We start from the raw sequence: 26,739 nt of genomic DNA, 5'->3' as shown, positions 1-26,739 counted from the left end.
ACTGGTTTGCTGGAACAGCAGTCATCTCAGCATGATTGCGGTCAGACTCGACGCAATTTCGGCGTGATCGCCATCTCAGCCAGCCACTAAGCTAGAACGGATGGTAGACTTGTCTACAGGTATCAACAGTCCACGCTAATCGCTCTTCGAGCGCGTCGGACGGTCGGAGTCGATACCTGTAGTTGTAGTTCATCTACGAGCGTTCTTCGATGAGTTCGTCAAGTTTCTCTTGGACGAACGACGAGAGGTTGAGGTGGTTGTCCTCGACCCACTCGGCTTGGTCGTCGCGGATAGAGATGTTCTTGCGCGTTGCCACACCACACAATACACAAACTACACAAACAAGGGTTGCGATTGCGTGGGCCTGTGGGCCGAGCGTTGGACGTGTTTGAGAACTGTGCGGCGTTGACGAGACGCGAAGCGTCTCGTTCGCACACCAGAAATCGAAGATTTCTGGGGACGCTGTATCCCCTCCCTACTCACTCGCTTCGCTCGTTCGTTGAGGAAGGGGCCTTAGCGCCTTAATTCAGGTAAAATCCGCTCGCGTAGGCGAGATAGGCGTAGAGGACGGTGTTCACGAGTCCGAAGTAGTAGTTGCTGATGCGCCCCTTGGCGACGAGCACTACCGTGATCATCCCCGTGATCGACGCCACCAGCTCGAGGGTGGTGCCGCCCATCGCCAGAGAGACGTAGACGGCGGTCGAACAGAAGAGCAACAGCCAGAGCCGTTCGAACACCGTCCACCCGGCGAACGCTGCCCGAAGCTGTGAACGCGGATCGAATCCGTGCGAGGTTCCCATCATAAAATCATCTACGTCGTCGTGGAACCAGAAAGCGATAAACACCCCGGTCACGCCGCCGGCCGCTCTCCCGGGGGTGAGGGACTCTCGCCACTCACGCCGCGGCGGACGCCACCGATACCGGCCGGCGGTGCGTGCTCGAGCACCGCCTCGCTACGCGAGCACCGCCTCGAGCGCGTCCATCGCCCGCACGACGTGCTCGAGGCGGGCGTTGTGTCCCATGTGGCCGATCCTGAGGATGTCGTCTTCGTGCTCGCCGAGACCGGTCGCGAGGACGATTCCGTGCTCCTCGCGCACCCGCTGGCTGACGGCACTCGCCCCCTCGAGTGAGAGCGCGGTCACCGTCGGCGAGGCGAGACCATCGTGCTCGGGGTAGGTCTCGAGTCCCACCGCCCTCGCCCGCTCGCGACAGCGCTCGGCACACGCCTCGTGGCGGGCGAACACCGACTCGAGACCCTCCTCGAGCAGCAGGTCGACCGCTGCGTCGAGCGCCAGCAGGTTCGAGACGGCGTGGCTGTAGGGGAACCACTCGTTCTCGAGCGCCTCCCGCCAGGGGGCGAGGTCCGCGTAGTACGAGCGGGTCTCGAACGACTCGATGCGCTCCCAGGCGCGCTCGCTCACCGAGAGCACCGTCAGCCCCGGCGGCGCGCTGAAACACTTCTGGGTCGCGCCGATACAGACGTCGATTCGCGCCGCCGGGACGGGCGTCCCGCCGAGTGAGGAGACCGCGTCGACGACGCTCACCACCTCGTGAGCCTCGAGCAACTCGAGCACCGGCTCGAGGTCGTTGAGCACGCCCGTCGGCGTCTCACAGTGGACCATCGTCGCCACGTCGAAGGATCCCGCCTCGAGTTCGGCTTCGATCCGCTCGAGGTCGTAGCCACCCGTCGAGGGCGAGCGACAGACGACCGCCTCCCCACCGTACAGGCCGACGAAGTCGGCGAAGCCCTCGCCGTAGCGGCCGTTGGCGATACAGAGCACCCGGTCGCCCGCCTCGACCAGCGAGGCGACCGCCGCCTCGAGTCCGAGAATCCCCTCGCCGCTGAGGATCACGACGTCGTTCGGGCCGTAGACCGCCTCGAGTTTCCCGACGAGGTCGCGGTAGAAGGCGTAGAACGCGGGTTCGACGTCGGGGTTCCAGGCTGCACGGCTCATCCGCTCGCGGACCGCCGCTGGCACCTCGGTCGGGCCGGGGGTCAGCCGCAGGAGGTCGTCGTCCATAGTCGAACCCGGGGTCGACGGCGCATAAATCCACGCGGCCGGTCGCGCGCGTCGGTTCGCCCTGGCGACCGATGCTCGCCTCGTGACTGACGCCGCTCTCGCTACCGCCGGCGCTCGAGTCGCCCGCGGACGAACGGCGCGGCGGGGAACACCCCGGCGTCGACGCGCTCGAGTTCGAGGACGGAAAACGCCTCGTCGCCGGTGAACAGCGCGACGGTGTCGCGGTCGAGGTGACAGCCGCCCGCGGCGCGCTTCCACAGCGGCGTCAGGCCGTCCTGAACGCTCGCGCGCCAGCCGTCGCCGCGGACGTGCTCGACGAAGCGGAACTCGCCGCCGGGGACCAGCACGCGGGCGACCTCACGGAGTGCGCGCTCGGGGTCCTCGATGGTACAGAAGACGACGCTCGCGAGGACGGCGTCGAACGAGTCGTCGGGGTACGGTAGCGACTCCGCCCGCGCGTCTCGGAGGTCGACTGCGACCCCAACGGCCCGCGCTCGCCGCTCCGCCCGGCGGCGCATGTGCGGGTCGGGTTCGACCGCGTGGACCTCGAGTGGCCCGTCAGCCGCTTTCAGGTACGGAAACGTCTCACCGGTGCCCGCGCCGAGGTCGAGGACGCGCCCACAGAGTCCGGCAGTGAGGTACTCGCGCTGGGGACCCATGACGGGTTCGTCGGGGAGGTGGTCGTAGACGGCTGCGAACACCGGGTGGGAGATGTCGTGTTCGCTCACAGGTCGAGCCACGACACGGAGACGGGTAACGGTTCGCCGCGCGAGCAACCAGATAGATACGAAACAGGTTTAGCCCACCGTGGTGTCCCCGAGGTTAGTAATGGACCGGGACTCGAGTGACGAATCGACCCACGACTGGGGGGTGACAACCTCGCTCGTGACGCTCGGTATCGTCGGCTTCTCACTCTCGTTCTCGGCGATCTCACTCTCCGCCGCCGCCGCTGGGATGCTCACGGGGGCGGTCTACTTCCCGATCTTTCGGACTCAGCCGTTCGAGGGCGTCGCCCGCGGCTTCTGGCACTCACAGGACGTCCCGGTCCTCCTCCTGTCGCTGCTCGCCTGTGCGCTCGTGCTGGCGATCGGGTTCGAACTGCTGTGGCGGATCACGTTCACCCCGGCCCTCCAGAGTTTCATCTTCGGCCTCGCACTCGCCTCCGCCGTCGTCACCGTCTCTAGCCGGTGAGGCGGTGATCAGACCGCGAGCAGTCCGCCGTCGCCGTCGTCGCTCTCGTCGTCACTTTCATCCGCGTCACCGTCGTCGCTCCCGCCCGAGCCATCGCTCTCGCTATCGTCCGCGCCGTCGCGTTCGTCGTCGCCACCGTCGTCACCGTCGCTCTCGCTTTCTGTCGACTCCTCCTCGGCGGCGTCCGGCCGCTCGTCGACGACCTCGCGCATCAGTTCGAGGACGTTCTCCTCCTCGAGCGAGCGCAACTCACGCGGGTAGACGCCGATGGTGACGACGAGGTCCTCGTCGGTCGCGACCGCCTCGCTGACGTGGAGGTCGACCTCGACGCTCGAGCCGTCGAACTCGGCGTCGGCGACGTAGCGGGTGCGGCCGGTCGACTGCTCGAGAATCGTCACGCTCGCGTCCTCGTCGCGGCGGACGTTCGAGATGCCGTCGTAGTTGTCCTGGACGAGCGCGACGAGGTCGTCGCTCGACATGTCTTCGACGGGGTTGAACTCCCGGCCGAGCAGGCGTACCTGTGGGGTCGAGAGCGCGATGAAGACTGCGCCGCGCTGGTCGCCGAGTGGACCCATGTCGACGCGTTTCTCGTGTTCGGTCAGGTAGTTGGTCACGGTGACCTCGCCGACGCCAGCGACCGACTCGCTGACGACGATCGCCTCGAAGTCGGTCTCTTCGTAGCCGGTGTCCGCTCTGGCGCTCGCGGCGACGCTGACGGGCGATGCCGCGTGTTCGGTCAGCTGGTCGCCGTAGAGGACGAACGCCCCGCCCGCTCCGAGGACGGCCGTACCTGCCAGCCCGGCGATGACGTGTCGACGTTTCATGTTCGCGTGGGTCTCTCGAGCGCCGTCAAGTGTCTTCTGGGAGCGACCGTCGAGCCACTGGCTCTCGACGGCCGAAGCGACAAGTGCGTCGCTGGCGTACTCGCTCGCGGTGGATTCCCGTGTTCGACGACCGAACCGACGCCGGTGAGCGCCTCGCCGCCGACCTCGAGCGCCGCGGCGTCGAGGCGGACCTCGTCCTCGCGATTCCTCGGGGCGCGCTCCCGGTTGCCCGCCCCGTCGCCGACGCGCTCGAGGCACCCCTCGACGTCGTCGTCGCCCGGAAGATCGGTGCGCCGACCAACCCCGAACTCGCTCTGGGAGCGGTAGCGAGCGACGGCACTGTCTGGCTCAACGAGCCGTTGCTCGAGCACCTGGGCGTCTCCGAGGAGTACCTCGAGCGCGAACGGGCGCGAGAGGCAGCGGCGGCCGACGAGAAGGCGCGTCGCTACCGGCCGGAGACCCGTCCCGAGCTACCCGCGCTCGAAGGGGAACGCGTCGTCGTGGTCGACGACGGGGTCGCGACCGGGGCGACCGCCATCGCCTGTCTGCGACAGCTTCGCGAGGCCGACGCCGCACGGGTCGTCCTCGCCGTCCCCGTCGGGTCGCCGGAGTCGCTCGCGCGTCTCGAGCGCGAGACCGACGAGGTCGTCTCCCTGCTGACGCCGCCGGACTTTCGCGCCGTCGGCCAGTACTACCACGACTTCGGACAGGTGAGCGACGCCGAGGCGGTCCGCTACCTCGACAGGTGAGTCGGACGGCCCGAAAAATGGGACGGTGGCCCGTCTCAGGGCCAGAGACCGCGCGCCGTGTGCGCTTCGGCGACCCGCTCGAGGGCGACGATGGAGGCGGCCTCGCGCCAGGTCACGCCGCGTTCGTCTCGCACCCCGCGGACAGTCTCCCAGGCGTCGACCATCGCCGTCTCGAGTTCGCGCTCGACGTCGGCGAGCGACCAGCGTCGCCGGTTGACGTCGCCGAGCCACTCGAAGTAACTGACCGTCACGCCACCGGCGTTGGCGAGGACGTCGGGGACGACCGGAATCCCGCGCTCGGTGAGAATCGCGTCGGCCGCGGTCGTCGTCGGGCCGTTCGCGCCCTCGACGACGATACTCGCGGCGACCTCGTCGGCGTTCGCCTCGGTGATGGCGTTGCCGATCGCCGCCGGGATCAACACGTCCACGTCGAGCGCGAGCAGTTCGTCGTTCGAGATGACGACCTCGGCGTTGCGCGTGGCGGCCTCTGGCTCTTCCTCGTGAGAGGGGATCGTGGCCACGTCGAGACCGTCAGGGTCGTAGACGGCACCGGTGACGTCGCTGACGGCGACGACGTGCGCACCCCACTCGTCGAGCGTCCGGGCGGCGTTCGCGCCGACGCTGCCGAAGCCCTGGACGGCGACGGTCGCCCCCTCGAGCGGGATGCCTTCGTCCCGGCAGGTCTCGCGGGCGACGATGGCGGCGCTCTTGCCGGGTGCGCCCTCGCGGCCGGGACTGCCGCCGATCGCGGGGGGTTTGCCGGTGACGATGCCGGAGGTGGTCTCGCCGGCCTGCATGCTGTAGGCGTCCATGAACCAGGCCATCGTCTGTGCGTCGGTCCCCATGTCAGGCGCGGGAATGTCCCGTGTCGGGCCGATGACGTCGCGCAGTTCCTGGGCGAAGCGGCGGGTGAGTCGCTCGTGCTCGTCGGGGCTGAGCGACTTCGGGTCGACGACGATGCCGCCTTTGGCCCCGCCGAAGGGAATGTCCATGACGGCACACTTCGAGGTCATCCACATCGCCAGGCCGACGCACTCGTCTCGCGTCACGCCCGGGTGGTACCGGAGTCCGCCCTTGTAGGGACCACGCACGTCGTCGTGCTGGGCGCGGTAGCCGGTGTAGACGGCGACCGTTCCGTCGTCGCGTTCGATCGGAACCGTCACCTCGTGGACCGCCGTCGGGTGAGCGAGGCGCTCGAGGACGTTCTCGTCGATGTCTACGTACGAACTCGCCCGTAAGAGCTGTGCGCGGGCGGTCTCGAGCGCCGAGGCGTCGTCGATACCGTCGGCGTGTGGGGGTCGGTCGTGCGTCGGTTCTGATGCCATCGGCGATTCACTCGAGTGGAATGTTCTGGTTTCGCATCTCGCTCCCGCAGTCGGGGCAGACGGTCGGCCGGGCCGTCCGGACGATCGTTCCGCAGTCGAAACACTCGTAGCGCTGTTCCTCGTTGGGGTCGTATTCGACGTCTATCATGGGTTGTCTCTGCGACGGTCGGGTCGTCGCGCGGGCGCTCCGCTGGCCTGTATAATAGGAATATAAGGATGATTCTACTTGTTCACAGTCTAGCCCCGTTCTTCTCGCCCCGTTCTCTATTCAACCCCCGTCCGTGTGGCCGTCGCGCCGTCGCCGAAGAGGGACGCGTAGACCTTTCGCTGGACCGTTCGGAGGTGGCGGTAGAACGCCGCCGGGGAGATGCCGAGCGTCGCTGCGATCTCTTCGCCCGTCCGCTCGCGCGGTGACTCGAAGAACCCGCCGTAGTAGGCCACCTGAATCACCTCGAGCTGGCGGTCGGTCACCGCCGAGAGGAGCGTCGACTCGAGGTCGCCTCGCGCGTCGTCGACGGTCGTCTTCGAGACGAGGTGGACGTCGTCGACGGCGTTCTCGACGAGACCGACGCTCCGACGCGGGTCGACCGTACTCGGCACGTCGATGACGACCGTCGCACCCGCTGGCGTCGCTTCGACCCGCCGGAGGACGATGCCGTGGTCTGCGAGGCGTGAGGCCAGAAACGGCCGGGCGAGTTCGAGACGGAGCGTTCCACCGCGCTCGCCGTCGTCGGTGAGCACCTGGACGCGTTCGACCGCGGCGAGGTCGGCCGCGACGGTGGCCACCGCCTCGGCCGACGCGTCGCTCACCGTAGCGAACACCGACGTTCCGTCCGCCGTCCGCTGGACGCCACCGCCGAACGACACCGTACACCCCGCGTCCGTCGCCAGCCGTCGGAAGACGAACGTCGGGTCGCCCACCTCGAGTTCGAGGCGCGTACTCGAGGTCGCGAGCAGCGCACTCTTGCGTTCGACGGCCCCCATGGCCGAGGCGATCGTCTCGCCCAGTTCGGCGAAGACCTCGCCCGAGACGTCGTCGAACGCCGCGGGTCGGTCGGCGTAGACGCTCAACACCCCGTAGGCGAACTCGTCGTAGGCTAGCGGGACGCTGATGACCGACTGGTAATCACGCGAGAGCGCCTCCTTGCGCCACTCGCTCTCTCGCAGTCGGTCGACGACGTTCGAGACGACCGCGACCGTGTCGTTCGCCGCCGCCCGCCCCGCGGGTTCTCCCCCCTCCTCACCCGCGTCAACGAGTGTGAACGCGACGCTGTCGAGGTAGCCCCGGTCGTCGCCCGCCCACGCCCGCGCGGTGAGCGCCTCGCCCGCCGCGTTCGGCTCACCGATCCAGGCGAAGCGAAAGCGGTCGGTCGCCGTCAGCCGCGTACAGACCGCGCGTTCGATCTCTTCGCGCGTCTCCGCGCGCACCAGCACCTGATCGATCTCGCGGATGATCTCGTTGAGCCGGTCGAGCTGGGTGAGCCGCTCGTTCTGTCGCTCGAGCGCCCGGTCGCGCTCGCGCAGCCTCGTCTCGCGCTCGACGCGGTCGAGCGCCGCCTCGGCCGTCGCCGCGAGCAGGTCGGTCAGTTCGCGGGTGACCTCGTCGAAGCGACCCACGGTTCCCGACCCGGCGACGAACAGGCCGTGATCGCCCAGTGGGACGAACGCACCGCTTCGCAGTCGCGTCGTGTTCGACGTCACCTCGGTCTCGCGGACGTCGTCGAAAAAGCGCGCCGCTCCCTCGACGTAGCACCGCCCCACGAGGCTGTCGTCGCTCGCTCGGACCGGCCGGTACGGCCCGTGTAAGCGCTCCATCGCACTCGAGGTGGCCACCGGCGTCAACACGTTCTCGTCGGTGTCGAAGACGAACGCCGCGCTCGCTTCCACGTCGAGAATCGCGGGGGCGTCCTCGACGACGATCCCGCCGATCTCGCGGTCCGTCTCGGCGTAGAGCAGCCGCCGCGCCGTCCGCTGGAGCGACGCCAGCGCCTCCTCGCGCTGTTTGCGCTTCGTCACGTCGCGACAGCTGTAGAGCACCGTCCCCTCCTGGATCGAGACCTCCCTGACGTTGACCAGCAGGGTGTGTTCTCGCCCCGTCCGGTCGGTCGCCGTACACTCGACGTTCGTCAACACGCCCGCCTCCTCGAGCGCGGCCCGCTCGAAGAGGTCACTCCCGAGCAGTTCGTCGATCGTCCCCATCTCGTGGATCTCCTCGTCGGTGTAGCCGAAGATGAAGTGGACGTTCGGACAGACGTAGGTGAACGCCCCGTCGTCGTCGGTGATCAACACCGTGTCCGTCATGTTGTTGAGCGTCACCCGGTGGAGTTCCTCCGAACGGCGCAGTTCCGACTCGAGGCGGACGCGCTCGGTCACGTCCGTCGCCTCCGCGACGAGTGAGACGACGGTGTCACCGTCTCGAACCGGCCGGACGGTCGCCTCGAGCGTCCGCCGCTCGCCGTCGACCGTGACCCCGAGGTCACACTGGGCGACGTCCCCCTCGCGCGCTCGCTCGACCGCCTCGCGAACGCACGTCCGAACGTCGTCGTCGGCCCACCACGCGACGTCGGTGAACGCCCGCCCCGCGACCCGCTCGGTCTCCGCACCCGTGAGGGCCCGCCGGAGGCGCTCGTTGGCCCGTACCACCGTGCCGTCGGCTGCGAGCAGCGCCGTGTGGGTGTGTTCGTCGTCGAAGATCGCCTCGAACGCGCGGGCGCGCTCTCGGTCGCGCTCGCGCCGTCGGGTCTCGCCGATCGCCCCGTCGACCGCCTCCCGGACGCGCGCCGCGTCTCGAGCCGACGGGGCGACGTACGCCGCGACACCGACGGCGAGCGCCTCGCTCAGCGCCTCGCTGTCGACCGCGTCGGGACAGTAGACGATCGGCACCTCGCTCGCCTCGTCCCGTGTGCGGAGGAACGCTGCTGTCTCCGTCGGACCGCCGGCGACGACGACGCAGTCGGCGGATTCCCCGGTGTCGGCCGTCGCGTCTGGGTTGCCCCGTCGAACGTCGTAGCCGGCATCCTCGAGTGCGTCCCGGATCACCCCGTCGCCCGCGATCAGCGACACCGTCGCCTGCCGGGTCGGTTCGACTGCCATCGCTCCACGGTAGGTGCGCTCACCGCTAGAATCCACCGGTTCACGTCCCGCCGACGACAGCCGTTGCCCGGCGACGGCCGACGGCTGGGGGCTCACTCGCCGGTGACGATCGACTGGACGTGGCCGACGACGCCGCTTTTGAGGTCGACCTTCGCCCCCTCGGGTTCGTCGCCGATGATCTCCCTGACCTCGCCGAGAACCGCCTGGTCGTCGCTCGAGGCGACGGACTGTTCTTCCTGGACGATACGGACGGTGACGCCCTGGGTCAGGTCGTCGGCGCTGGGTCGCTCTCCTGCCATGGCCGAACCTGGGTCGATGCGCTCGAAAAACGTGGTGCCTGCAGGCTCAGCGCTCGCCGTCCTCGAACTCGAGGGCGACCGAGTTGATGCAGTAGCGCTGGCCCGTCGGCTCCGGGCCGTCCTCGAAGACGTGTCCGAGGTGGCCGCCGCAGGTCGCACACAGGACCTCGGTACGGCGCATCCCGTGGCTGGTGTCGGAACGCGTCTCGATCCGGTCGTCGTCCACGTCGTAGAAACTCGGCCAGCCACACCCCGAGTGGTACTTCGTCTCCGATTCGAACAGCGTCGCCCCACAGCCCGCACAGGCGTAGGTGCCCTCGCCGTCGTGATCGACGTACTCGCCGCTGAACGGGGCTTCCGTTCCCGCCTCACGAAGAATCCGATACTCCTCCGCCGAGAGACGCTCGCGCCACTCCGCCTCGTTACTCGGAAGCTCACTCGAGTCCTGGCTCATACTCGAGTGGAGGCGTCTGGCACCTAAGTGTCTGTCTCCGGCGTGTTCACCGGCCGGTGATGATGTTGGTGCTGTTGCAGTCGGGACACTGTGTCATCCGTCCGAGTCCGGGGACGTGGACCTCGAGCCACGCGTCGTCACCGCTCGGTGCTTCGAAGCCGCAGTTCAGGCATCGGGAGACCGCGAGTGTGGGTGTGCTCGCCATAGTTCGGGATATGTCACGGACTGCCATAGGCATTTTTTCGCCCACAGTGACTGTCACTCACCCGTGAGTCCCCGTGATCCGAAGCGGTATTCGCCTGGCGCGCGTCCACTCGAGCGATGACCTCCTCTCTCGAGCGCTCTCACTCGCGGCTTCGCGACAGCCACGTCGGTTCCGCCACCGGTGACTCGCCGTGAGCGCCCCCACTGTCGCCGTCGTCGGTGCTGGCGTCGCCGCTGCGGGCGTCGCGACGGCGCTCGCCGACGCGCCGTGTTCGGTTACCGTCCTCGAGCGCGCGCCCGCCGTCGGCGGCCGGGCGGCCACCCGTCGGCGTGGGCGCTGTACCTTCGACGTGGGCGCGAACTACGTCACCGACGGCTCTCCGCGCGTCTCGGAACTCGTCCGCTCGCTCACCGACGAGGGACTGCTCGAGATCGAGTCACCGGTCTGGACGCACGACGCTGACGGCGTCGTCTCGCCGGGTGACGACCGTGAGCGCCACGCCTGGAGTTTCGAAGACGGCATCGCGACCCTGCCGCGAGCGCTGCTCGAGCGCACGGGGGCGACGGTGCGACTCGAGACGTCAGTCGAGCGCCTCGAGCAGCGTGAAGACGGCCGCTGGCGGGTGGTAACCGACGGCGGCCCGGTTCGGGCCGACGCGGTCGTCCTCACCCCGCCGGGACCCGCGCTCGCACCCATCCTCGCCTCGAGCGTCGTCGAGAGACCGCTCGAGACGGCCCTCGGTACGTTCGCTGCAGACGCCGCCACGGTCGCTTACCGCACCGTCCACTCGGTCGCGCTCCACTACCCGTTCGCGCTCGAGCGCCCCTACTACGCGCTGGTCGACACCGACCGCGAGCACGCCGTTGGCTGGCTGGCACGCGAGGGCGAGAAACGCGGCCACGTCCCGCCGGAGGAGACGCTGCTGATCGCCCAGCTGGCGCCCGAGTGGTCGCTCGCGAACGCCGAGACGCCCGCGGACGAGACCGCAGCCGACGTGGCCGGTCTCGTCGCGACGCTCCTCGGAGAACAGCGCCTCGAGACGCCCAACTGGGCCGAACGCGTCCAGTGGGACCACGCCCTGCCGGAAGAAGCGTGTCGCGTGCCCCGGGCGCTCGCTGACGCGGGTCTCTTCCTCGCGAGCGACTGCGTCCACGGCGAGCGTCGGCTCTCCGCGGCGCTCGAGTGTGGACTCGCGGTCGGTGATCGGCTTCGAGAACGGTTCGAGCGCCCCTAGGGGTTGGCCTGCGAGCGCTCGAGTTCGGGCGTGTTCGTCTCGCCCGTTCGCTCGTCTGGCTCCGCTCCAGCGTCGCTCCTGCGGGCGAGCGCCTCGAGTCGGGTACACGCGTCGACCACCGCCTCGTCCGCTCGCGACGGGGCGACGAACGCCAGGTCGCCGTCGTGGTACTCCGCGAGCGCGACCGTCGGCGGCCGACAGACGACGGTCGACTCACCCGTGATCGTCGAGACGGCTTCACGCGTTCGGAAACACGGCTCGAGCGTCCGGTCGGCCGCCTCGGCCCACCGTTCGAACGCCTCGAGTGTGGCGACCGACTCGCGCTCGGGCCGGCGGTTGCGGTCGATCACGCTCGGCCACTCGCGGACCTGCACGTCCTCGACGAGACCACGGGATACGAGGTGCGTCGCGTGCTCGAGTGCTCGCTCGCGGACGGCTCCGCCCGCGGTCGGGGTAGAGCGAACCCACAGCTCGAGCGTTCGCTCGACGGTTTCACGCGCGACAGCATCCGAGTCGGATCCGATGAGGTGGTCTCTATCCACGGCTGATCTCCGAGGAGACGCTCCACGAACGTCCATAAAAATCTTGCCGTGGAACTGACGTATGTGCTGGATCGGTGACCACTGCTCGAGGCTGGTCACCGGTGCTCGGTGGGTCCCGTCGGCACCCGGTTCCGGCCGTTCGCCGCCAGCGGTGCGAGCGAAGATACACAGATTGACGACGGAGGACCACTTACGCCAACGCATGACAGTCGCACGGGCCGTCGAACTCGAGGGCCACATCATCGATTCGGGGCTGATGGCACGGTGTTTCAACGCGGTCATGGACATGGGTGGCGAGTTCGAGGTCGAGGAGTTCGACGTCGGACGGCACAAACACGCGGAGACCTACTGTCGGATGCTCGTCTCCGCCGACACCGAGGCGGAACTGCGCGCCATCCTCCACGAACTGAACCAGAACGGCGCGACGGTGACGGGTGCCAGAGACGCCACGCTCGAGACCGCACCGGACGACCAGGTCGTCCCCATCGACTTCTACTCGACGACGAACCACCCGACCTACATCCGCGTCGAGGGCGAGTGGCTCGCCGTCGAGGAGCCGGAGATGGACTGCGCGCTCGTCGTCGAGGACCGCGACGGCGAGCCACGGGTTCGGACGAAGGTGCTCAACGCCATCGAGGAGGGTGATCTCGTCGTCACCGGCGAGACGGGCATCCGCGTCGAACCGCCGGAGCGACCCCGAAACGGCGGGAGTTCCTTCGGCTTCATGCAAGGTGGCGTCAGCAGCGAACGCCCCTCGGCGTCGCTGATCGCCGAAATCGCCGACGAGATGCGCGACGTCCGCGAGAACGACGGCACCGTCCTCGTCGTCTGCGGGCCGGCCATCGTCCACTCCGGCGGGCGTGATGCGCTCGCCGACCTCGTCCGTGCGGGCTACATCGACGCGCTCAGCGCCGGGAACGGCTTCGCCGTCCACGACCTAGAGCGCGACCTCTACGGCACCTCACTCGGCGTCGACACGGAAACGCTCGAGCACCCGCGAAAGGGGCACAAACACCACATCTACACGATCAGCGAGATCGGCCGTGCGGGCGGCATCGAGGCCGCCGTCGAGGCGGGAACGATCGAGAGCGGCGTGATGTACGAGTGCGTCCAGAACGACGTCCCCTACGTCCTCGCCGGATCGATCCGCGACGACGGCCCGCTGCCGGACACGGTCACCGACGCCATCGAGGCGCAGGCGGCGATCCGCGACCAGGCCCACGACGCCGACATCGTCCTCATGCTCTCGACGCTGCTCCACTCGGTCGCCGTCGGCAACTGTCTGCCCTCGACGACCAAGACCGTCTGCGTCGACATCAACCCCGCAACCGTCACCCAGTTGCTCGACCGCGGCAGCGCACAGGCCATCGGCATGGTCACCGACATCGGCACCTTCCTCCCCATGCTCGCCGACGAACTGCTCGAGTGACGCACGTCCGGGCGCCTGCCGACTCGAGCGGCCAGGCGAACTTGCCGATTCCTCGAGACGGCGGCTCAGTCACTACTCGGGGCGTCGTCGGCCCAACGCGGCCGCTCCGGTTCCGTCTCGTCGACGTCGAGGATGCGGAACTCGCGGACGACCGTGATCGGTTCCTCGCCCGCTCGCTGGGTTCCTTCGGCCGTCCAGGTGCGAACCAGTCCATCCTCGCGGACGAGCACCTGCAGCCCGAACGGGTCGTCGGCGCGAAACGCCGAGTCGGCCGGCGGATCGTAGGTGACGAGAAACGCGTACCGTTCGCCGCCGTCTTCGCGCCACTCGAGGTCGGCGTCGGTCGCCGCCGTCGCCGCTGCGATGAACTCGTGGCCGTCGACCGATGCCGGGGTCCACTCGCTGCGGGCCGTCTCGAGCGTCCCGTTCGCGTCCTCGATCCGTTCGACGGCGTCCGTGCCGTCGTACCACCGGCGCACCGTCGTCCGGTTCTCCTCGCCCGTCAGCCCGTCTTCGTCCCACGACCCGCGGTGTTGCTCGTAGGAGACGGCCGCCGTTCGGTCGGCACTGATCTCGTGGCGCTCGATGCTCACCGCGAAGAGGCTCCCGTTCGCGAACGTCGCGGTCGTCCGGGCGAAGATGGTGTGTGACCGCCCCTCGAGCGCGCGTTCGTGGTCGTCGACGCCGAACTCGTCTTCGATCCACGCCTCGTCCTGCCAGGCGGCTTCGTCGCCGGCGTCGAGCGACGACTCGAGCGGGTTCTCGACGGTGTACGGCGCTCGCTCGTCGGCCGGGTCGTCGCCGAACCCAGCACAGCCTGCGAGGACGACGAGCGCGAAGACGAGTCCGACGCTGAGTCGCGACACGGCCGTATCTGCGGGTCGATCCGTGTTAAAGGTCGTCCCAACGGTCCCCGCTCGCGGTACCAACTGCTGCAGTGTAGGGTAAGTCCTTTTATACCTATTTGTTGAAGGAGTCCTACCGTATCGCCCTCAGCTACACCGTGGGAGTCAGAATGCAACAGGAACACATCGACGCCGGAAAGGAGATACAGAAGCGGACTGGAAAGACGTTCTACCTCGCGACGCGGTTCCTCCCCCGTCGGGTTCGCCACGCCACGCACGTCCTGTACGCGTTCTTTCGCATCGCCGACGAGGTCGTCGACGACGCTGTGGGCGTCCCCCCGGCCGAGCAGGCGGCCCGACTGGACGCGCTCAGAGCACAGGCGCTCGGACGGGCCGACCCCGAAGACCCGGTGCTCGTCGCCTTCGACGAACTCAGGCGTCGCTACGACATTCCCGACACCGAGGTCGAGGTGTTCGTCGACGCCATGGCGAGTGATATCCACACGGACCGCTACGAGACTTACGCCGACCTCGAGGCGTACATGCGCGGGTCGGCCGCGGCCGTCGGCGTCATGATGACGGCGATCATGGATCCCGAAGACCCGGAGACGGCGCTCCCACACGCGATCGCCCTCGGCGAGGCGTTCCAGCTGACGAACTTCTTACGCGACGTCCGCGAGGACGTCGAAGACCGCGGCCGCATCTACCTCCCTCAGGAGACCCTCCGCGACCACGGCGTCTCGAACGACCAGATCGAACGCCTCGAGATGACCGAGTCGCTCGCGACGGCGATGGCCGAGGAACTCCACCGCGCCGAACGTCGCTACCGGGAGGGCGTCGCCGGCATCCGGTACCTCCCGGAGGACTGTCAGCTCCCGGTCCTGCTCGCGGCGGTGCTCTACGCCGAACACCACCGGGTGATCCGCACTCAGGGCTACGACGTTCTCACCACGGAACCGTCGCTCTCGACGCCGCGAAAGCTCTGGTGTGTCGCGAAGACGCGCTGGCACTGGCACTGGAACCGCGACCCCGAAGCCGTCTTCCAGCGGGTCGCGGCCGTTTCGGCCGGCGAGGGTGGTCACACCGGCGTCGACCACCACGAACCCGACGGCGTGCCGACACGCTAGCCGGTCGGCGTGCGTCCGTCGGGACGCTCGAGGCGACGCCGCGAGCGCTCGCTCGGCGTCGGTATCGTACCAATTGAAACGAGTTACACACCGCTCGCAGCCATCGCCCGGAGACCGGCCCGAGAGGGCGGTCTCCGGGGGAACGATCGCGAGCGGGTGTGCACTGACTTTCAGTGGCTACTATCACTACAGCAGAAGCACCGTTGGGGGAAACGGTGTGGAGCTCGTGTTCGTCGGGCGATACAGCGGTCAGCGCGGTGGGGCGGGTGTCACGACGCAGTTCGGACGGGGGTCAACACATCCCGATCTGGACGTCGTGACAGGTTCCGTCGTCGCAACACACTTCGATCCACTCGCGGCCGTGGCCGTCGCAGTAGCGGTCAGTCTTGGTGCAGTTGCTGGCCGCTCCGGTACCCACCAGTGCGGTGAGTCCTGCGATGCCTGCCGTTCCCAGTGCCGTTCTCCGGAGCATCGAGCGCCGGTTGAGCACGGGGACGTCGTCGGTCGCGTCGTGAGTGTCTTTCATCGATCACCATTGCCATTGGATATGGCCATAAATTACTCTCTCCTATTCTGTAATAACTGTTTCGGCTACTGGTCGCTCGCCCTCGTACGTGGGCGACGTCACCGGTCTCGTCGCCCCACGAACGACCCCGTCGCCGTGAGTTCGTAGTGCCCCGTCCTCACCAGCGCGAGACCGAATCCACAGGCGACGAGGGCGGCGAGCCAGTTGCCGTAGATGAGGTTGACCGTCCCCCACAAGAGGACGAAACTCACCAGGTCGTCGAGGACGAAGACGCAGGAGCGAACCCGCTCGAGTAACGCCTCGCGGTCGAACGCGAGGTCGACGCAGACGACGGCGACGGTGCCCGAGAGCACCCAGCCGAGGTAGTTCGAGACGGGAACACCGTAGTACGGTCCCGGCGGGACGAACGCCCAGAAGCCGACGGCGACCGCGGCCGGGTCGAGCACGAGGTCGATGGCGACGACGGCGACGACCGCCGCGGCGAGGCGAACCAGCGGATTCTCCCGGCGCTCGCCGAGGACCAACAGCGTCAGCAGGTAGGCGTTGAGCACGAGCGGGACGAAAAACAGCGGCAGCGCCAGCGGCACCTCGCCGAAGAGCATCGGTCCGAGCTGGATGGTGTACTCGAACGCGCCGTAGGGCCAGTCGGTGCGCACGCCGACGACCTCGATGGCGTAGGTGTAGGCGGTGAGCACCCCCAGCAGGCCGAGCGCACGCCAGCCAATCTTCGGCAGCAGGCCGACGATCAGCGGCGAGCGCATCACCAGCGTCCCGAAGAGGATCAACAGCGGGTTGTACTCGAGCGGTCCCGGCAACAGCCCCTCGGCGCTCCCGACGAGCGTCACCGCGCCGACGACGGGGAAGACCACCGCGATGGTGAAGCGGTTCTCCCGCACGACGTCCTCGAGTCGCGTCTGGACGCGCGCACGGGTCACGCCCTCGAGCGAGGCGCTCTCACCCATGGACGACCCTCCAGAGACCGCCGACGGTGAGCGCTGCACCGACGGCCGTGTTGACGCCGGGGAACCACCAGTAGGCCCGGGAGACGCCGACGCTCGAGGTCGCGACGGCGAGGACGAGCGCCGGGTAGACGAGGAGGACGGCTCCGAGGCGGGGGTCGAGCGTGGCGAAGGCAGCGGCGGCGGCGAGCCAGCACGCGCCGACGTAGGCGTAGGTGCGCGTCTCCCCGAGGACGGTCGCGGTCGTCCGGATGCCCGCCGCACGGTCGGGTCCGATGTCGGGAATCGCCGAGAAGGTGTGCATCCCCATCGCCCAGAGCCAGCCGCCGACGATCGCCGCCACCGGCGGGGCGGTCCCCGCGACGGCCGCGTAGGCGGCGATGCCCGGCGTGACGTAGAGTCCGTTCGAGACCGAGTCGAGGGGCGGCGTCGTCTTCAGACGCGCGGGCGGCGCGCTGTAGGCCGCCCCGAGGAGGAGAAACAGCGCGAGCCAGGGCCAGGCGCTCGCGGGGAGGAGCGGGGCGAACGCGAGCGGCGCGAGCGCACACGCCGTGACGGCGATGGGGACGACCGACTGGCCGCCGTATCTGGCTTCTCTCCCCGCTTTCTTCGGGTTCTCGGCGTCGATCTCGCGGTCGTAGATGTCGTTGATCCCGTAGAGGAAGACGTTCGCCGGGAGCAGGAAGTAGGCGAACAGGAGGACGCTCGCGGGCGTGAACAGGTCGGCGGGCGACGCCGCGGCGTAGGCGACGCCGACGAGCACCGGCCCGGCGAGGTAGAGCCAGAAGCGCGGCCGCGAGAGCGTCAGCAGGTATCGGAGCTGGCCGCGCGTCGTCGTCCCGGTCATCCGTCGCCCTCGCACGTCGGTCCGGGACCGCGCCGCTCGAGTGTCGTGTGCACAGTCATCCGTGATCCTCGCGTGTGGTCTCGATCATCCGTGATCCTCGCGTGTGGTCTCGATCATCCGTGATCCTCGCGTGTGGTCTCGATCATCCGTGATCCTCGCGTGTGGTCTCGATCATCCGTGATCCTCGCGTGTGGTCTCGATCATCCGTGATCCTCGCGTGTGGTCTCGATCATCCGTGATCCTCGAGCACCGCCTCTGCGGTCAGGTCGCCGCTGATGAGACACATGGGGACGCCGATGCCGGGAGTCGTGTAGGAGCCGACGAAGTAGAGACCGCTGACGGCCTTCGAGCGCCGGGGTGGGCGAAACAGCGAGGTCTGGCGGAGCGTGTGGGCCATCCCGAGGGCGGATCCCCTGTAGCTGTTGTACCGGTCCGCGAAGTCGGAGACGGAGAACGTCTCCTCGAAGACGATCCGCTCGCGCAGGTCGACACCCGTGTGTTCGGCCAGGTCCGCGAGGACAACCTCGCGGTAACGCGCCCGCGTTTCGGGTCCGTCCTCGAGTCCGGGGGCGATGGGGACCAGGACGAAGAGGTTGCTGTGGCCGTCGGGAGCGACCGTCTCGTCGGTCTTCGAGGGGACACAGCAGTAGTAGGCGGGGTCTTCTGGCCACGCCGGCTCGTCGAAGATCTGGGCGAAGTGCTCTTCCCACTCGGTCGGCAGGACGAGCGTGTGGTGGGCGAGTTCCTCGACGTCGCCCTCGACGCCGAGATAGAGCAGGTATGCCGACGGCGCGTAGGTCCGTGACTCCCAGTAGTCGGCGTCGAAGCCCCGGCCGTCGGGCGGTAAGAGATCCTCCTCGGTGTGAGCGTAGTCGGCGTTGCTCACCACGAGGTCCGTCCGAACCGCGCCCTGGGGCGTCTCGAGGACGAACGCGTCCTCGCGGCCTTTGATCTTCGTCACCGGCCGGCCGGTCTCGTAGCTCACGCCGAGTTCCTCGCCGAGTTCGACCATGCCGTCGACCACCGCGCCGAGACCGCCGTCGGGGTACCAGACACCGAGGTTGAAGTCGACGTGGCTCATCAGGTTGTACAGCGCGGGCGTGTTCTGCGGTGAGCCGCCGAGAAACACCAGCGTGTACTGCATGATCTGCTGGAGTTTCGGGTGGTCGAAGTACTTCTCGACGTGGCCCTGCATCGACCCCAGCAGCGAGAGACCACGCGCCTGGCGCGCCACGTCGAGGTCGAGGTAGTCGCGAAGCCGGGTCCGGTCCTCGTAGACGAAGTGTTCCATCCCCACCTCGTAGTTCAGCGCCGACTTCTCGAGGTAGCGCTCTAAGCTCTCACCGGCGCCCGCCTCGTACTCCTCGAAGCGGCGTTTGGTCCGCTCGAGGTCCGGCGTGACGTCGATCCGGTCGCCGTCTTTGAAGAAGATGCGGTAGTGTGGGTCGAGCTGTTCGAGGTCGTAGTACTCCTCCGGGGTACGGTCGAACGCGTCGAAGAAGCGCTCGAAGACGTCGGGCATCAGGTACCACGACGGTCCCATGTCGAAGCGGAAGCCGTCGGTCTCGAGTCTCGAGGCGCGCCCGCCGAGCTGTTCGTTCTTCTCGAGGACGCGTACGTCGGCCCCGGCGTCGGCGAGGTAACAGGCCGTCGAGAGACCGCCGACGCCGGCGCCGATCACGACGACCGACGCGTCGGCAAGCGAATGCATACTCGTTCGTGAGTATCGACGCGGTGATAAACGTGTACCCTCACACGGATCACGCCCGTTCCGGATCGTCCCCTTCCGTCGGGAGACTGCCCCGGTCGCGCATCATCGACGCGCCGCGCTCGAGCCAGTTCTTGCGGAGGTAGACGCCACCGATGACGACGTTTCGCCAGGCGAAGTCGGCGACGATGGCGACGTAGGCGGCGACCACGCCGTAACCCAGTCCGACGCCGAAGACGTAGGTGACGCCGAGGAGGAAGACCACCGCGCCGGTGAGTTTCGCGACGAACGGCGGGCGGGTCTCGCTGCCGCCACGAAGCGACCCCGAGAGGACGACGTAGAGCGCGATGAGGACGGTCGCGACGGCGTAGGCTCGAGCGAAGTCCGCGGCGTAGGCCACCGTCGTGGGGTCGCTGGTGAAGAGGCGGACGATTTCGTCGGCACCGGCGAAGAGGGCGACCCCGATGGCGCCGATGGTGACCATTGCGAGGGCGGCCGCGGCGAGTCCGTCGAAGTAGGCCTCGTCGGGGTCGCCGCGGCCGAGCGCCTGCCCGACGAGGACGTTCGCGGCGACGCCGTAGCCGCGGGCGAGCGGGGCGGCGACCTGCTGGTAGACGCGTCGGCCGATGTGGTAGGCGGCGTTGACCTCGGTCCCGAAGGTGAGTAAGATGGCGTTGAACGGGAACTCCGCGACGAGTTCGGTGACGCCCTCTGCGACCCGCGGGGCGCTGACGACGACGAGCTGTTTCGTGATCACCCACTCGCTCGGGCGGACCAGCCGTAGCTCGCTCCACGGACTCACGATCACGAGGACGAACGCCGTCGCCGCGAGCACGTCGCCGACCGCGGTCGCGACGGCGATGCCGAGGATCGAGAGTTCGGGGAACGGACCCAGACCGAACGCCAGCGTCACCGTCAGGACGATGTTGAGCGCGTTGGCACAGGCGTTGATGTACATCGGCGTCCGCGTGTCGCCGGTGCCCTGAATCGAGCGCGCAGCGATGAGCGTCACGTGAAACGCCGGCGCGGTGAGGAGGATGACCGCGAGGTACTGGCCACCGAGTCGCACCGTCTCGTTGTCGGCCCCGAGGACGGCGATGGCCGCGTAACTGCCGACGAGACCCAGGAGGGCGAACGGAATCCCCATCACCACGCCGAGCAACAGCGCCTGCGTGATCGCCTCGTTCCGGTTGGCCGTCTGGCCGCTCCCGGTGTCCTGACTCGAGAGCGCGATGGCGCCGTCGCCGACGCCGAGACCGAGCCACAGCGGCAGTCGGCCGTAGATGTCGGCGAGACCGACGGCGGTGACTGCCGCGGGGGAGAAGAGACCCGCGACGACGATGTCGGTCGTCCGCATCAGCGTCCGCAGCACCTGCTCGGTCATCACCGGCCAGGAGAGGCTGAACACGCGCCGCCAGAGCGCGAGGACGCGAGCGCGAAGCGCCGTCCGGGACGTGGTCACTGGCGGTGCTTTGGCGCTCTAGCAGTTGTACGTTGAGGTTGCGGAGAGCCGACGCAGGGGCCGAGGTGGCGGCCGCCGTCTCCTCACAATACCCGGTCGCTGTCGGGATTCGGGAGTTCCCAGAGCAGCTCCGGGAGGAAGGCGTCGAGGTGGTCAACCACGCGCCGCTCGCTCACTCCGAGTCCCTCACAGTGGTCGTGGGCCGACTCGCGGATGCCGACGTGTAACTCGTCGTCCTCGCGCCAGACGCCGAGCGGAAACACCGAACACCGGGTCGGCTTCCAGTCGTGCTCGAGGTGGAGCGAGCACAGCCCATCCGCCCGGAGGAACGCACAGGCCTCGCCGTCGTCGCCGACGTGTTCCTCGCGGCCTTTCTCCTCGCGGCGGACGAACGGTTCGCCGCGAAACTGGGTCGTCGTCTCGGCGAGGTTCGCCCTGGCGGCGAGTTCGATCAGGTCCTGGTCGTACAACAGCACGCCGTGGTGACAACACCAGGTACACTCCTCGACGCACTCGAACGTCAACTCGGGGTCGAACTCGACGACGGCCGTCCGGCCGGGGTGGACCTCGACCCGTCGTGGCGTTCCGCTCGCCGACGAACGCGTAGACACGACTCGAGCGTCGGGGGCGAGCGGCAAGTGTCTTTCCACCGCTCGTCGTCGCACCGCTCACCGCCCGTCGTCGCACCGCTCACCGCTCGTCGTCGCACCGCTCACCGCTTGCGGTCTCAGACGTCCTCTTCGACGTCCTGTTCGCCTTCTTCAGCGTCCTCCTCGACGTCTTCGCCGGCGTCTTCGACGTCCTCTTCACCCGTTTCCGCGTCCTCTTCGACGTCCTCTTCGACGCCCTCTGCGTCCTCTTCGGCGGTGTCTTCTTCCTCACCGGGACCGCCACAGCCTGCGATGGCCACCGCAGCGAGTGTGACGCCGGCGCCTTTCAGTACTCTCCGTCGAGACTGTCTGTTTGCTACCATCGCCGGCTACTCCACCCTCCAGCGCTATAACTTGACAGCCCAACTCCATTTCTCTCTGAACGAAACGGCTCAACTTCTATCGGTGTCGAGGAACACGCTCGTGAGCCGTTCTCCGCTCACAGGGTGTGGGTCTGGCGCTGTCGCGCTCCGATACACCTTTTTGCGTCCCGCGAGAGTGAGCGGTATGGACGATATTTTCGTCGCACGGCTCATGTCTACGTCGGTCCGCTCGGTCACGCCCGACACGCTCGTCGAGGACGCCGCACAGGAGATGCTCGAGCACGGTATCGGCTCGCTCGTCGTCCTCGAGGATGGGGAACTCGCGGGAATCTTGACGACGACGGACTTCGTCGAAATCGTCGCCGAGAGCCACCCGAAAGCGGAGACAACCGTCGCCCGCTACATGACCACCGACGTCGTCACGACGACCGCTCAGGAGTCGATCCGCGACGTCGCCGACGCGATGATCGAACACGGCTTCCACCACATGCCCGTCGCCGACGAGGTCGAAGGCGTCGTCGGGATGATCACGACGAGCGACCTGGCGGCCTACCTCTCGCACGTCCAGACGCCGAACGCCTCCGAGTGACCCCTCGTCCGACGCCTCGAGTCCGGTCACACCCGTCGCGCGGTCAGTCTCCGTCGAGATCGAACGACGTGACGTAGCGGTTTCCCGACCGCGTTCGCACCGTCTCACTCGTCGTGACGGCGGGACGGCGCTCCTCATCGCTCGAGCGCCCGAGGTGCCCCGCGACCGCCGACTGGAGCGTCCGGTGGCCCATCACCGCGAAGCCGAGGACGATGGTCGCGAACCCGACCAGCGCGAGCGCCGAGAGCGTCTCGCCGAGAAGCGCCCACCCGCCGAGGCTCGCGACCACGGGGCTGACGTAGAAGGTCAGACTCGAGCGGATCGCGCCGACCTCCTCGAGCAGTTCGAAGTAAGCGATGTAGGCGACCGCGCCCGCGAGCACGCTGAGGTAGCCGAGCGCGAGGACGGCCTCGAGCGTCCACTCGATCGCCGCGGGTGACTCGCCTGCCGCGAGGCTCGCCCCGTGGAGGGCGATCGCGCTGATCGGCAGCGCCCACGCCGTTCTGACGGTACTCGAGGTCGTGGTCTCGACTCGACGGATCAGGACGGCACCGAGTGCGGCGCTCACCGCCCCCGCGAGGACGACGAGTGCCCACGGGTCGACGGCGCCGGCGAGGTCTCCGGGATCGATGCCGATCACGAGCGCGACGCCGACCAGCGAGACGAACCCACCGAGTGCGCCCGCTACCGTGAGGCGCTCGTCGGCGAGGACGGCGGTCGCGAACAGCGGCGAGAGGATCGGCACGAGGCTGAAGACGATCGCGCCCACCGCGCTCGTGACGTAGCCCTGGCCGACGAACAGCAGGGCGTTGGCCGCGCCGATGGCGAGGAGTCCTGCGGCGAGGATGCCAGCGAGGTCGCCACGGGTCCGCGGGAGTCGCTCCCCTCGCGGCACCGTCAGCAGGACGTAGCCCGCCAGCAACAGCGCCGCCACGTCGAAGCGCAAGGCGACGAACAGCAGCGGCGGGATGTACGCCTGGCCCGCGTTCGCCGCCACGAACGTCCCGCCGAAGAAGAGGCTCGCGAGCGCGAACAGCCAGACCTGACGGGAGTCTACCATCTCACCACACCTCCGGCGAGCGACGCCGATCTCCCGTGTTTCGTCTTCGAGCGCATCTCTACTGGATCGAAGGTCCCGGCGCTACATAAGAAATATCAGAAAAACAATCATACCTCGACAGTCGATCCTGCCCCGACCAGCGTTCCCTGCACGCCAGTATTTCACAGGGTGAAATGAATTCACAGTTCGAAACGCCCTTCGTCTCCCGGGTGTAACGGCGAGACATGGACGACGCACTCGAGGAGATCGAGTTTCTCGCCCTCTCGGCGAACCGCGTCGCTGTCCTCGAGACGCTCGCGGGCGGCCGATACACCCGGCGTGAACTCGAGGCGGCGACCGGCGCGTCACAGCCGACGCTCGGGCGCATCCTGCGTGACTTCGAGGAGCGGGCGTGGATCACCCGGACCGACGACGGCTACGAGGCGAGCGCGACGGGCAGACTCGTCGCGGCCGGCATCACCGACCTCCGCGAGATCGTCGAGACGGAACTGCGACTCCGCGAGGTCGTCGCCTGGCTGCCGACCGAGGTGATGGACGTCGATTTGCGCGCGTTGCGCGAGGCGACGGTCACCGTCCCCAGCCGAACCCGGCCGACCGCGCCCGTCGACCGCGTGAGCGACCTCACCGCCCACACCGACCGGCTCTCGCTCGTCTCCTACGCCTTCAACGACCGTACGCTCGAGCGTGCCAGACGCCGCGCGCTCGAGGAGGGACTCACCGTCTCCGGCGTCTTCTCGGCCGACGCCCTCGACGCCGTCGCAGACGACGCGACACTCCGCCGGGGCTTGCGGGACCTCGTCGCCGCCGACACCGCCGAAATACGCCGCTTCGACGGCGAGATCCCGCTCGCGCTGACGATCACCGACCGCCACGCCCACCTGCTGTTACGCGACGACGACGGCGTCTTGCAGGCCTCACTCGACACCGACCACCCGGCGGTCACGGCGTGGGCTCGAGAGACCTACGAGCGCTACTGGGAGGAAGCGACACCGCTCGAGACCGGGTCGCTCGAGTAGCTCACCCCTGGCTCCAGGCCGCGCCGAACGCCACACCCATCGCGACACCGACCGGGAGCCACAGCGCCAGGTTGTCGGTCAGGATGCCGAGCGAGATGCCGAGCGAGACGCCGATGGCCATGCCCGCCCCGAGTTCCATCCCGTCGTTTCCCGTATCACTCATACCTGTCCGTTCGCTCGGGGGACGATAACTGTGGGTCCTTTCGGCCGGCGGTAACGGGGGGAGACTCGAGCGCTCCGCTCACACCACCAGACACCCGACCCGAAATCTGCCACCGTTATAGCCCTCGGTCGTCGTCTGGGAGGTATGTCCGAAACCGACGCTCGGGCCATCGAACGGCTCAAACACGAGTACTGTTTCACCATCGACAGCGGCGCCTACGACGCCTGGGTCTCGCTGTTCACCGACGACGGCCGGTTCGTCCGCGGCGACGTCGACGTCTACGAGGGGACGGACGAACTCGCGGCGTTCGCCACCGAGGTCTTCGACGCCGCCTTCGAGCGGTCGGCCCACCTCGTGACGAACCCGGTCGTCGAGGTCGACGGCGACGAGGCGACCGGCCGCTGGTACCTCCTCTTGCTCGCCCAGACCGAAGACGGCGTCTCCTTCACGCAGGCGCGCTACGACGACACCTTCCGTCGCGTCGACGGCGAGTGGCGGATCGCGGAGGTGGCGATCACCTACGGCATCCGTCACGAGACCTGAACCGGTCCGCGTCCGTCTTGGCCGCCCTCAGAAGCGCGCTGTCGCCTCGAGTCCCGTCTCGGCGACCGTGTTCCGCAGCGTTCCCACGCCCTCGTAGGTGATCTCGACCGTCTGGCCTGGCTCGAGCAGGCCCGGGTTCGCCGGACTCCCGAACGCGACGACGTCACCCGGCCGCAGGGTGAACCGCTCGGAGAGGAAGGCGACCACCTCGAACGGGTCGAACAGCATCTGCGCGGTCGAGGCCTCCTGGCGGCGCTCTCCGGCCACGTCGGTCCACATCTCGAGCGCCGTCGGATCGACGTCGGTCTCGATCCAGGGACCGAGCGGGGCCGACCCATCGAAGGCCTTGCGGGCGGTGCGCCCCTGCTGATCGAGCGCGTCGACGTCGTTCAACACGGTGTAGCCGCGGACGACCGCCGGCACGTCTTCGGGTGTCAGTGCCCGACAGCGCTGGCCGATCACCGCCGCGAGTTCCCCTGCGTACGTCAGTTCCTCGGTGAACGTCGGGTACGGAATCGCCGCCTCGTGACCGACGAGCGCCGTCGGCGGCTTGATGAAGAAGTCTGGTTCTGCCGGCCTGTCGTACGCCATCTGCTCGAGCGTCGCCGCGTAGTTGCGCCCGACGCAGTAGAGCGCCGAGGGCGCACACGGCGGGAGTAACGGCCCGTCGACGCCGACGGTGTACGCCCCGTCGTCGGCGTAGACCACGCCGTCTTCGTAACGGCCGGCCACCGGTCCCGTCGGCGTCGCGAGTCGTGCGAGTCGCATGCGCTCACTCTCGGCCGTCGTGACGTAGCTGTGGCGGTTGGCGTCGGTTTTTCCGCCCGAGCGCCGCCGCTCGCTCGAGAACTACTCGTCGACGACGAGGTACGTCCGTGCGCCGCGGTGCTCGAGTGAGACGGCGGTCGAGCCGACACACTCGCGGGCGTAGGCGGCCACGCCCGCGGCGTGGACGTCGGTCACGTCGATGCGTCGTCGCCCGTCGCTCGTCCCGGTGGCTCCCGGCTCGCTCTCACGCCCCTCCACACACAGGTTCATACTCCTCGATTGGAACGGTCCCACGTCAATCCGAGCCAAGGGGAGTGAAAGTGAACGTGGGAGGTGACGCGGTGCCGTGGACTCAGCCGAGTCGGGCCACCGTGACCTCGTGTTCGCCAGCGGCGGTCTCGAGCGTCACCGTCTCCACCAGCGCCTCCCGTGCGCGCTCGCGCCAGGCGTCGACGGCATCGGCGTAGCGCGCACCCGCGGGTTCGGCGTCTCCCGCTCCGGCCGCGGGCGCGGGGTAGGCCGCCACCACGTCGTCCTCGAGCAACGCCGCTGGCTCGAGGTGGAGCGCGCCGGTCTCGCCCGCGTCGTCGCTGACGTAGACGTGGAGCCGAGCGCGCATCCGGCCGTGAAACGGCGGCGTGACGCGCACCACCGCGGTCGCCGGGTTCTCGCGCGTGTAGACGAACGCGTCGAGGACGTCCGCCGTCGTTACCGCGAGCGAGCGGATGACACGCGGGTCCGCGCCGCTCTCGTCGGGATCACTCATCGCTCGAGCGTGACTACGCGC

At 68.3% G+C, this 26,739-nt stretch carries 33 protein-coding genes and 1 pseudogene; 8 read left to right on the top strand and 26 right to left on the bottom strand.

Annotated elements, in window-relative coordinates; genetic code table 11:
- Positions 1–94: 94 nt before the first annotated feature.
- The 5 genes and pseudogenes from N0B15_RS04175 to N0B15_RS04155 all read right to left on the bottom strand — a co-directional run.
- Positions 95–193, bottom strand: a pseudogene (locus N0B15_RS04175) (helix-turn-helix domain-containing protein); the annotation flags it as partial.
- A complete protein-coding gene (locus tag N0B15_RS04170) occupies positions 194–316 on the bottom strand; it encodes a hypothetical protein (RefSeq protein WP_004971932.1) in 123 nt (40 codons plus the stop codon).
- Between the two features lie 205 nt (positions 317–521).
- Positions 522–800, bottom strand: coding sequence for a nicotinamide riboside transporter PnuC (gene pnuC, locus N0B15_RS04165; RefSeq protein WP_263018208.1), 279 nt, complete (start codon positions 798–800; stop codon positions 522–524).
- 153 nt (positions 801–953) lie between these two features.
- Positions 954–2,021 carry a pyridoxal-phosphate-dependent aminotransferase family protein gene (locus N0B15_RS04160; protein WP_263018207.1) on the bottom strand — a complete coding sequence of 356 codons (1,068 nt, stop codon included), beginning with the start codon at positions 2,019–2,021 and terminating at the stop codon, positions 954–956.
- Positions 2,022–2,122: 101 nt separating this feature from the next.
- Positions 2,123–2,749 carry a class I SAM-dependent methyltransferase gene (locus tag N0B15_RS04155; protein ID WP_263018206.1) on the bottom strand — a complete coding sequence of 209 codons (627 nt, stop codon included), beginning with the start codon at positions 2,747–2,749 and terminating at the stop codon, positions 2,123–2,125.
- A 100-nt stretch (positions 2,750–2,849) separates the two neighbouring features.
- Between N0B15_RS04155 and N0B15_RS04150 the strand changes: the two genes are divergently transcribed.
- Complete coding sequence (locus tag N0B15_RS04150) at positions 2,850–3,212, top strand: hypothetical protein (RefSeq protein WP_263018205.1); 363 nt, start codon at positions 2,850–2,852, stop codon at positions 3,210–3,212.
- An 8-nt stretch (positions 3,213–3,220) separates the two neighbouring features.
- On the opposite strand, the gene N0B15_RS04145 is transcribed toward N0B15_RS04150, so the two are convergent.
- Entirely contained in the window at positions 3,221–4,036 is an 816-nt protein-coding gene (locus tag N0B15_RS04145) for a DUF6517 family protein (RefSeq protein WP_263018204.1), read from the bottom strand.
- A 119-nt stretch (positions 4,037–4,155) separates the two neighbouring features.
- On the opposite strand from N0B15_RS04145, the gene N0B15_RS04140 reads away from it, so the two are divergent.
- The gene (locus N0B15_RS04140; protein ID WP_263018203.1) at positions 4,156–4,785 is read left to right on the top strand and encodes a phosphoribosyltransferase; all 630 of its coding nucleotides are present in this window, start codon (positions 4,156–4,158) and stop codon (positions 4,783–4,785) included.
- Positions 4,786–4,820: 35 nt separating this feature from the next.
- Here the strand turns inward: N0B15_RS04140 and gdhB are convergent, their stop codons facing one another.
- The 6 genes from gdhB to N0B15_RS04110 form a co-directional block, all read right to left on the bottom strand.
- The gene (gdhB, locus tag N0B15_RS04135) at positions 4,821–6,110 is read right to left on the bottom strand and encodes a glutamate dehydrogenase GdhB (protein WP_263018201.1); all 1,290 of its coding nucleotides are present in this window, start codon (positions 6,108–6,110) and stop codon (positions 4,821–4,823) included.
- A gap of 7 nt (positions 6,111–6,117) precedes the next feature.
- On the bottom strand, positions 6,118–6,258 hold the full coding sequence (locus tag N0B15_RS04130; protein ID WP_263018200.1) for a rubrerythrin-like domain-containing protein: 141 nt from the start codon (positions 6,256–6,258) through the stop codon (positions 6,118–6,120).
- 116 nt (positions 6,259–6,374) lie between these two features.
- Positions 6,375–9,203, bottom strand: a complete 2,829-nt coding sequence (locus N0B15_RS04125) for a bacterio-opsin activator domain-containing protein (RefSeq protein WP_263018199.1) — start codon at positions 9,201–9,203, stop codon at positions 6,375–6,377.
- A gap of 92 nt (positions 9,204–9,295) precedes the next feature.
- Positions 9,296–9,502: a DUF2196 domain-containing protein gene (locus tag N0B15_RS04120; protein ID WP_263018197.1), complete on the bottom strand. Its 207-nt coding sequence runs from the start codon at positions 9,500–9,502 to the stop codon at positions 9,296–9,298.
- Positions 9,503–9,548: 46 nt separating this feature from the next.
- Positions 9,549–9,956, bottom strand: coding sequence for a peptide-methionine (R)-S-oxide reductase MsrB (msrB, locus tag N0B15_RS04115; RefSeq protein ID WP_263018195.1), 408 nt, complete (start codon positions 9,954–9,956; stop codon positions 9,549–9,551).
- Positions 9,957–10,002: 46 nt separating this feature from the next.
- The gene (locus N0B15_RS04110; RefSeq protein ID WP_263018194.1) at positions 10,003–10,161 is read right to left on the bottom strand and encodes a hypothetical protein; all 159 of its coding nucleotides are present in this window, start codon (positions 10,159–10,161) and stop codon (positions 10,003–10,005) included.
- A 190-nt stretch (positions 10,162–10,351) separates the two neighbouring features.
- On the opposite strand from N0B15_RS04110, the gene N0B15_RS04105 reads away from it, so the two are divergent.
- On the top strand, positions 10,352–11,395 hold the full coding sequence (locus N0B15_RS04105; RefSeq protein ID WP_263018193.1) for an NAD(P)/FAD-dependent oxidoreductase: 1,044 nt from the start codon (positions 10,352–10,354) through the stop codon (positions 11,393–11,395).
- Here N0B15_RS04105 and N0B15_RS04100 read toward each other — a convergent pair.
- The gene (locus N0B15_RS04100) at positions 11,392–11,937 is read right to left on the bottom strand and encodes an HTH domain-containing protein (protein WP_263018192.1); all 546 of its coding nucleotides are present in this window, start codon (positions 11,935–11,937) and stop codon (positions 11,392–11,394) included. The genes N0B15_RS04105 and N0B15_RS04100 overlap by 4 nt on opposite strands.
- A gap of 202 nt (positions 11,938–12,139) precedes the next feature.
- On the opposite strand from N0B15_RS04100, the gene N0B15_RS04095 reads away from it, so the two are divergent.
- Positions 12,140–13,366 (top strand): ornithine cyclodeaminase, nickel-pincer nucleotide-dependent, encoded by a 1,227-nt coding sequence (locus N0B15_RS04095; protein WP_263018191.1) that lies wholly within the window; start codon positions 12,140–12,142, stop codon positions 13,364–13,366.
- Positions 13,367–13,431: 65 nt separating this feature from the next.
- Here N0B15_RS04095 and N0B15_RS04090 read toward each other — a convergent pair whose 3' ends face one another.
- Positions 13,432–14,232 carry a hypothetical protein gene (locus N0B15_RS04090; RefSeq protein ID WP_263018190.1) on the bottom strand — a complete coding sequence of 267 codons (801 nt, stop codon included), beginning with the start codon at positions 14,230–14,232 and terminating at the stop codon, positions 13,432–13,434.
- A 149-nt stretch (positions 14,233–14,381) separates the two neighbouring features.
- Between N0B15_RS04090 and N0B15_RS04085 the strand changes: the two genes are divergently transcribed.
- Positions 14,382–15,338 (top strand): phytoene/squalene synthase family protein, encoded by a 957-nt coding sequence (locus N0B15_RS04085; protein WP_263018188.1) that lies wholly within the window; start codon positions 14,382–14,384, stop codon positions 15,336–15,338.
- Positions 15,339–15,630: 292 nt separating this feature from the next.
- Here the strand turns inward: N0B15_RS04085 and N0B15_RS04080 are convergent, their stop codons facing one another.
- The 7 genes from N0B15_RS04080 to N0B15_RS04050 all read right to left on the bottom strand — a co-directional run bounded on the left by N0B15_RS04080 (position 15,631) and on the right by N0B15_RS04050 (position 21,813).
- Positions 15,631–15,864, bottom strand: coding sequence for a hypothetical protein (locus N0B15_RS04080; protein ID WP_263018186.1), 234 nt, complete (start codon positions 15,862–15,864; stop codon positions 15,631–15,633).
- Between the two features lie 98 nt (positions 15,865–15,962).
- On the bottom strand, positions 15,963–16,826 hold the full coding sequence (gene cruF, locus N0B15_RS04075; RefSeq protein ID WP_263018185.1) for a bisanhydrobacterioruberin hydratase: 864 nt from the start codon (positions 16,824–16,826) through the stop codon (positions 15,963–15,965).
- Complete coding sequence (locus N0B15_RS04070) at positions 16,819–17,670, bottom strand: prenyltransferase (RefSeq protein WP_263018184.1); 852 nt, start codon at positions 17,668–17,670, stop codon at positions 16,819–16,821. Before N0B15_RS04070 ends, cruF begins: the two co-directional genes overlap by 8 nt.
- 229 nt (positions 17,671–17,899) lie before the next feature.
- On the bottom strand, positions 17,900–19,381 hold the full coding sequence (locus tag N0B15_RS04065; protein ID WP_263018182.1) for a phytoene desaturase family protein: 1,482 nt from the start codon (positions 19,379–19,381) through the stop codon (positions 17,900–17,902).
- A gap of 49 nt (positions 19,382–19,430) precedes the next feature.
- Entirely contained in the window at positions 19,431–20,762 is a 1,332-nt protein-coding gene (locus N0B15_RS04060; RefSeq protein WP_263018212.1) for an MATE family efflux transporter, read from the bottom strand.
- Positions 20,763–20,923: 161 nt separating this feature from the next.
- The gene (locus tag N0B15_RS04055; RefSeq protein WP_263018181.1) at positions 20,924–21,451 is read right to left on the bottom strand and encodes a YkgJ family cysteine cluster protein; all 528 of its coding nucleotides are present in this window, start codon (positions 21,449–21,451) and stop codon (positions 20,924–20,926) included.
- A gap of 116 nt (positions 21,452–21,567) precedes the next feature.
- Positions 21,568–21,813 carry a twin-arginine translocation signal domain-containing protein gene (locus tag N0B15_RS04050; protein ID WP_263018180.1) on the bottom strand — a complete coding sequence of 82 codons (246 nt, stop codon included), beginning with the start codon at positions 21,811–21,813 and terminating at the stop codon, positions 21,568–21,570.
- Positions 21,814–21,997: 184 nt separating this feature from the next.
- On the opposite strand from N0B15_RS04050, the gene N0B15_RS04045 reads away from it, so the two are divergent.
- A complete protein-coding gene (locus N0B15_RS04045; RefSeq protein WP_263018179.1) occupies positions 21,998–22,402 on the top strand; it encodes a CBS domain-containing protein in 405 nt (134 codons plus the stop codon).
- Between the two features lie 43 nt (positions 22,403–22,445).
- Here the strand turns inward: N0B15_RS04045 and N0B15_RS04040 are convergent, their stop codons facing one another.
- Positions 22,446–23,462 carry a DMT family transporter gene (locus tag N0B15_RS04040; RefSeq protein ID WP_263018178.1) on the bottom strand — a complete coding sequence of 339 codons (1,017 nt, stop codon included), beginning with the start codon at positions 23,460–23,462 and terminating at the stop codon, positions 22,446–22,448.
- Positions 23,463–23,686: 224 nt separating this feature from the next.
- Here N0B15_RS04040 and N0B15_RS04035 point away from each other — a divergent pair, with 224 nt between their 5' ends.
- Positions 23,687–24,478: a helix-turn-helix transcriptional regulator gene (locus N0B15_RS04035; protein ID WP_263018176.1), complete on the top strand. Its 792-nt coding sequence runs from the start codon at positions 23,687–23,689 to the stop codon at positions 24,476–24,478.
- A 1-nt stretch (position 24,479) separates the two neighbouring features.
- On the opposite strand, the gene N0B15_RS04030 is transcribed toward N0B15_RS04035, so the two are convergent.
- Entirely contained in the window at positions 24,480–24,641 is a 162-nt protein-coding gene (locus N0B15_RS04030) for a glycine zipper domain-containing protein (RefSeq protein ID WP_263018174.1), read from the bottom strand.
- A gap of 144 nt (positions 24,642–24,785) precedes the next feature.
- Here N0B15_RS04030 and N0B15_RS04025 point away from each other — a divergent pair, with 144 nt between their 5' ends.
- Positions 24,786–25,184, top strand: coding sequence for a nuclear transport factor 2 family protein (locus tag N0B15_RS04025; RefSeq protein WP_263018172.1), 399 nt, complete (start codon positions 24,786–24,788; stop codon positions 25,182–25,184).
- 27 nt (positions 25,185–25,211) lie between these two features.
- On the opposite strand, the gene N0B15_RS04020 is transcribed toward N0B15_RS04025, so the two are convergent.
- From N0B15_RS04020 to N0B15_RS04010, 3 genes are all read right to left on the bottom strand, one after another.
- Positions 25,212–25,952, bottom strand: coding sequence for a fumarylacetoacetate hydrolase family protein (locus tag N0B15_RS04020; protein WP_263018170.1), 741 nt, complete (start codon positions 25,950–25,952; stop codon positions 25,212–25,214).
- Positions 25,953–26,033: 81 nt separating this feature from the next.
- Positions 26,034–26,222: a hypothetical protein gene (locus N0B15_RS04015; protein WP_263018169.1), complete on the bottom strand. Its 189-nt coding sequence runs from the start codon at positions 26,220–26,222 to the stop codon at positions 26,034–26,036.
- Positions 26,223–26,304: 82 nt separating this feature from the next.
- Complete coding sequence (locus N0B15_RS04010; protein ID WP_263018167.1) at positions 26,305–26,718, bottom strand: DUF8009 family protein; 414 nt, start codon at positions 26,716–26,718, stop codon at positions 26,305–26,307.
- Positions 26,719–26,739 lie beyond the last annotated feature (21 nt).

The organism is Natronobiforma cellulositropha (genome assembly GCF_025629245.1).
Classification (GTDB): Archaea; Halobacteriota; Halobacteria; order Halobacteriales; family Natrialbaceae; genus Natronobiforma; species Natronobiforma cellulositropha.
The sequence above is the reverse complement of the archived record's forward strand: the minus strand, read 5'-3'. Positions and strand labels throughout refer to the sequence as shown.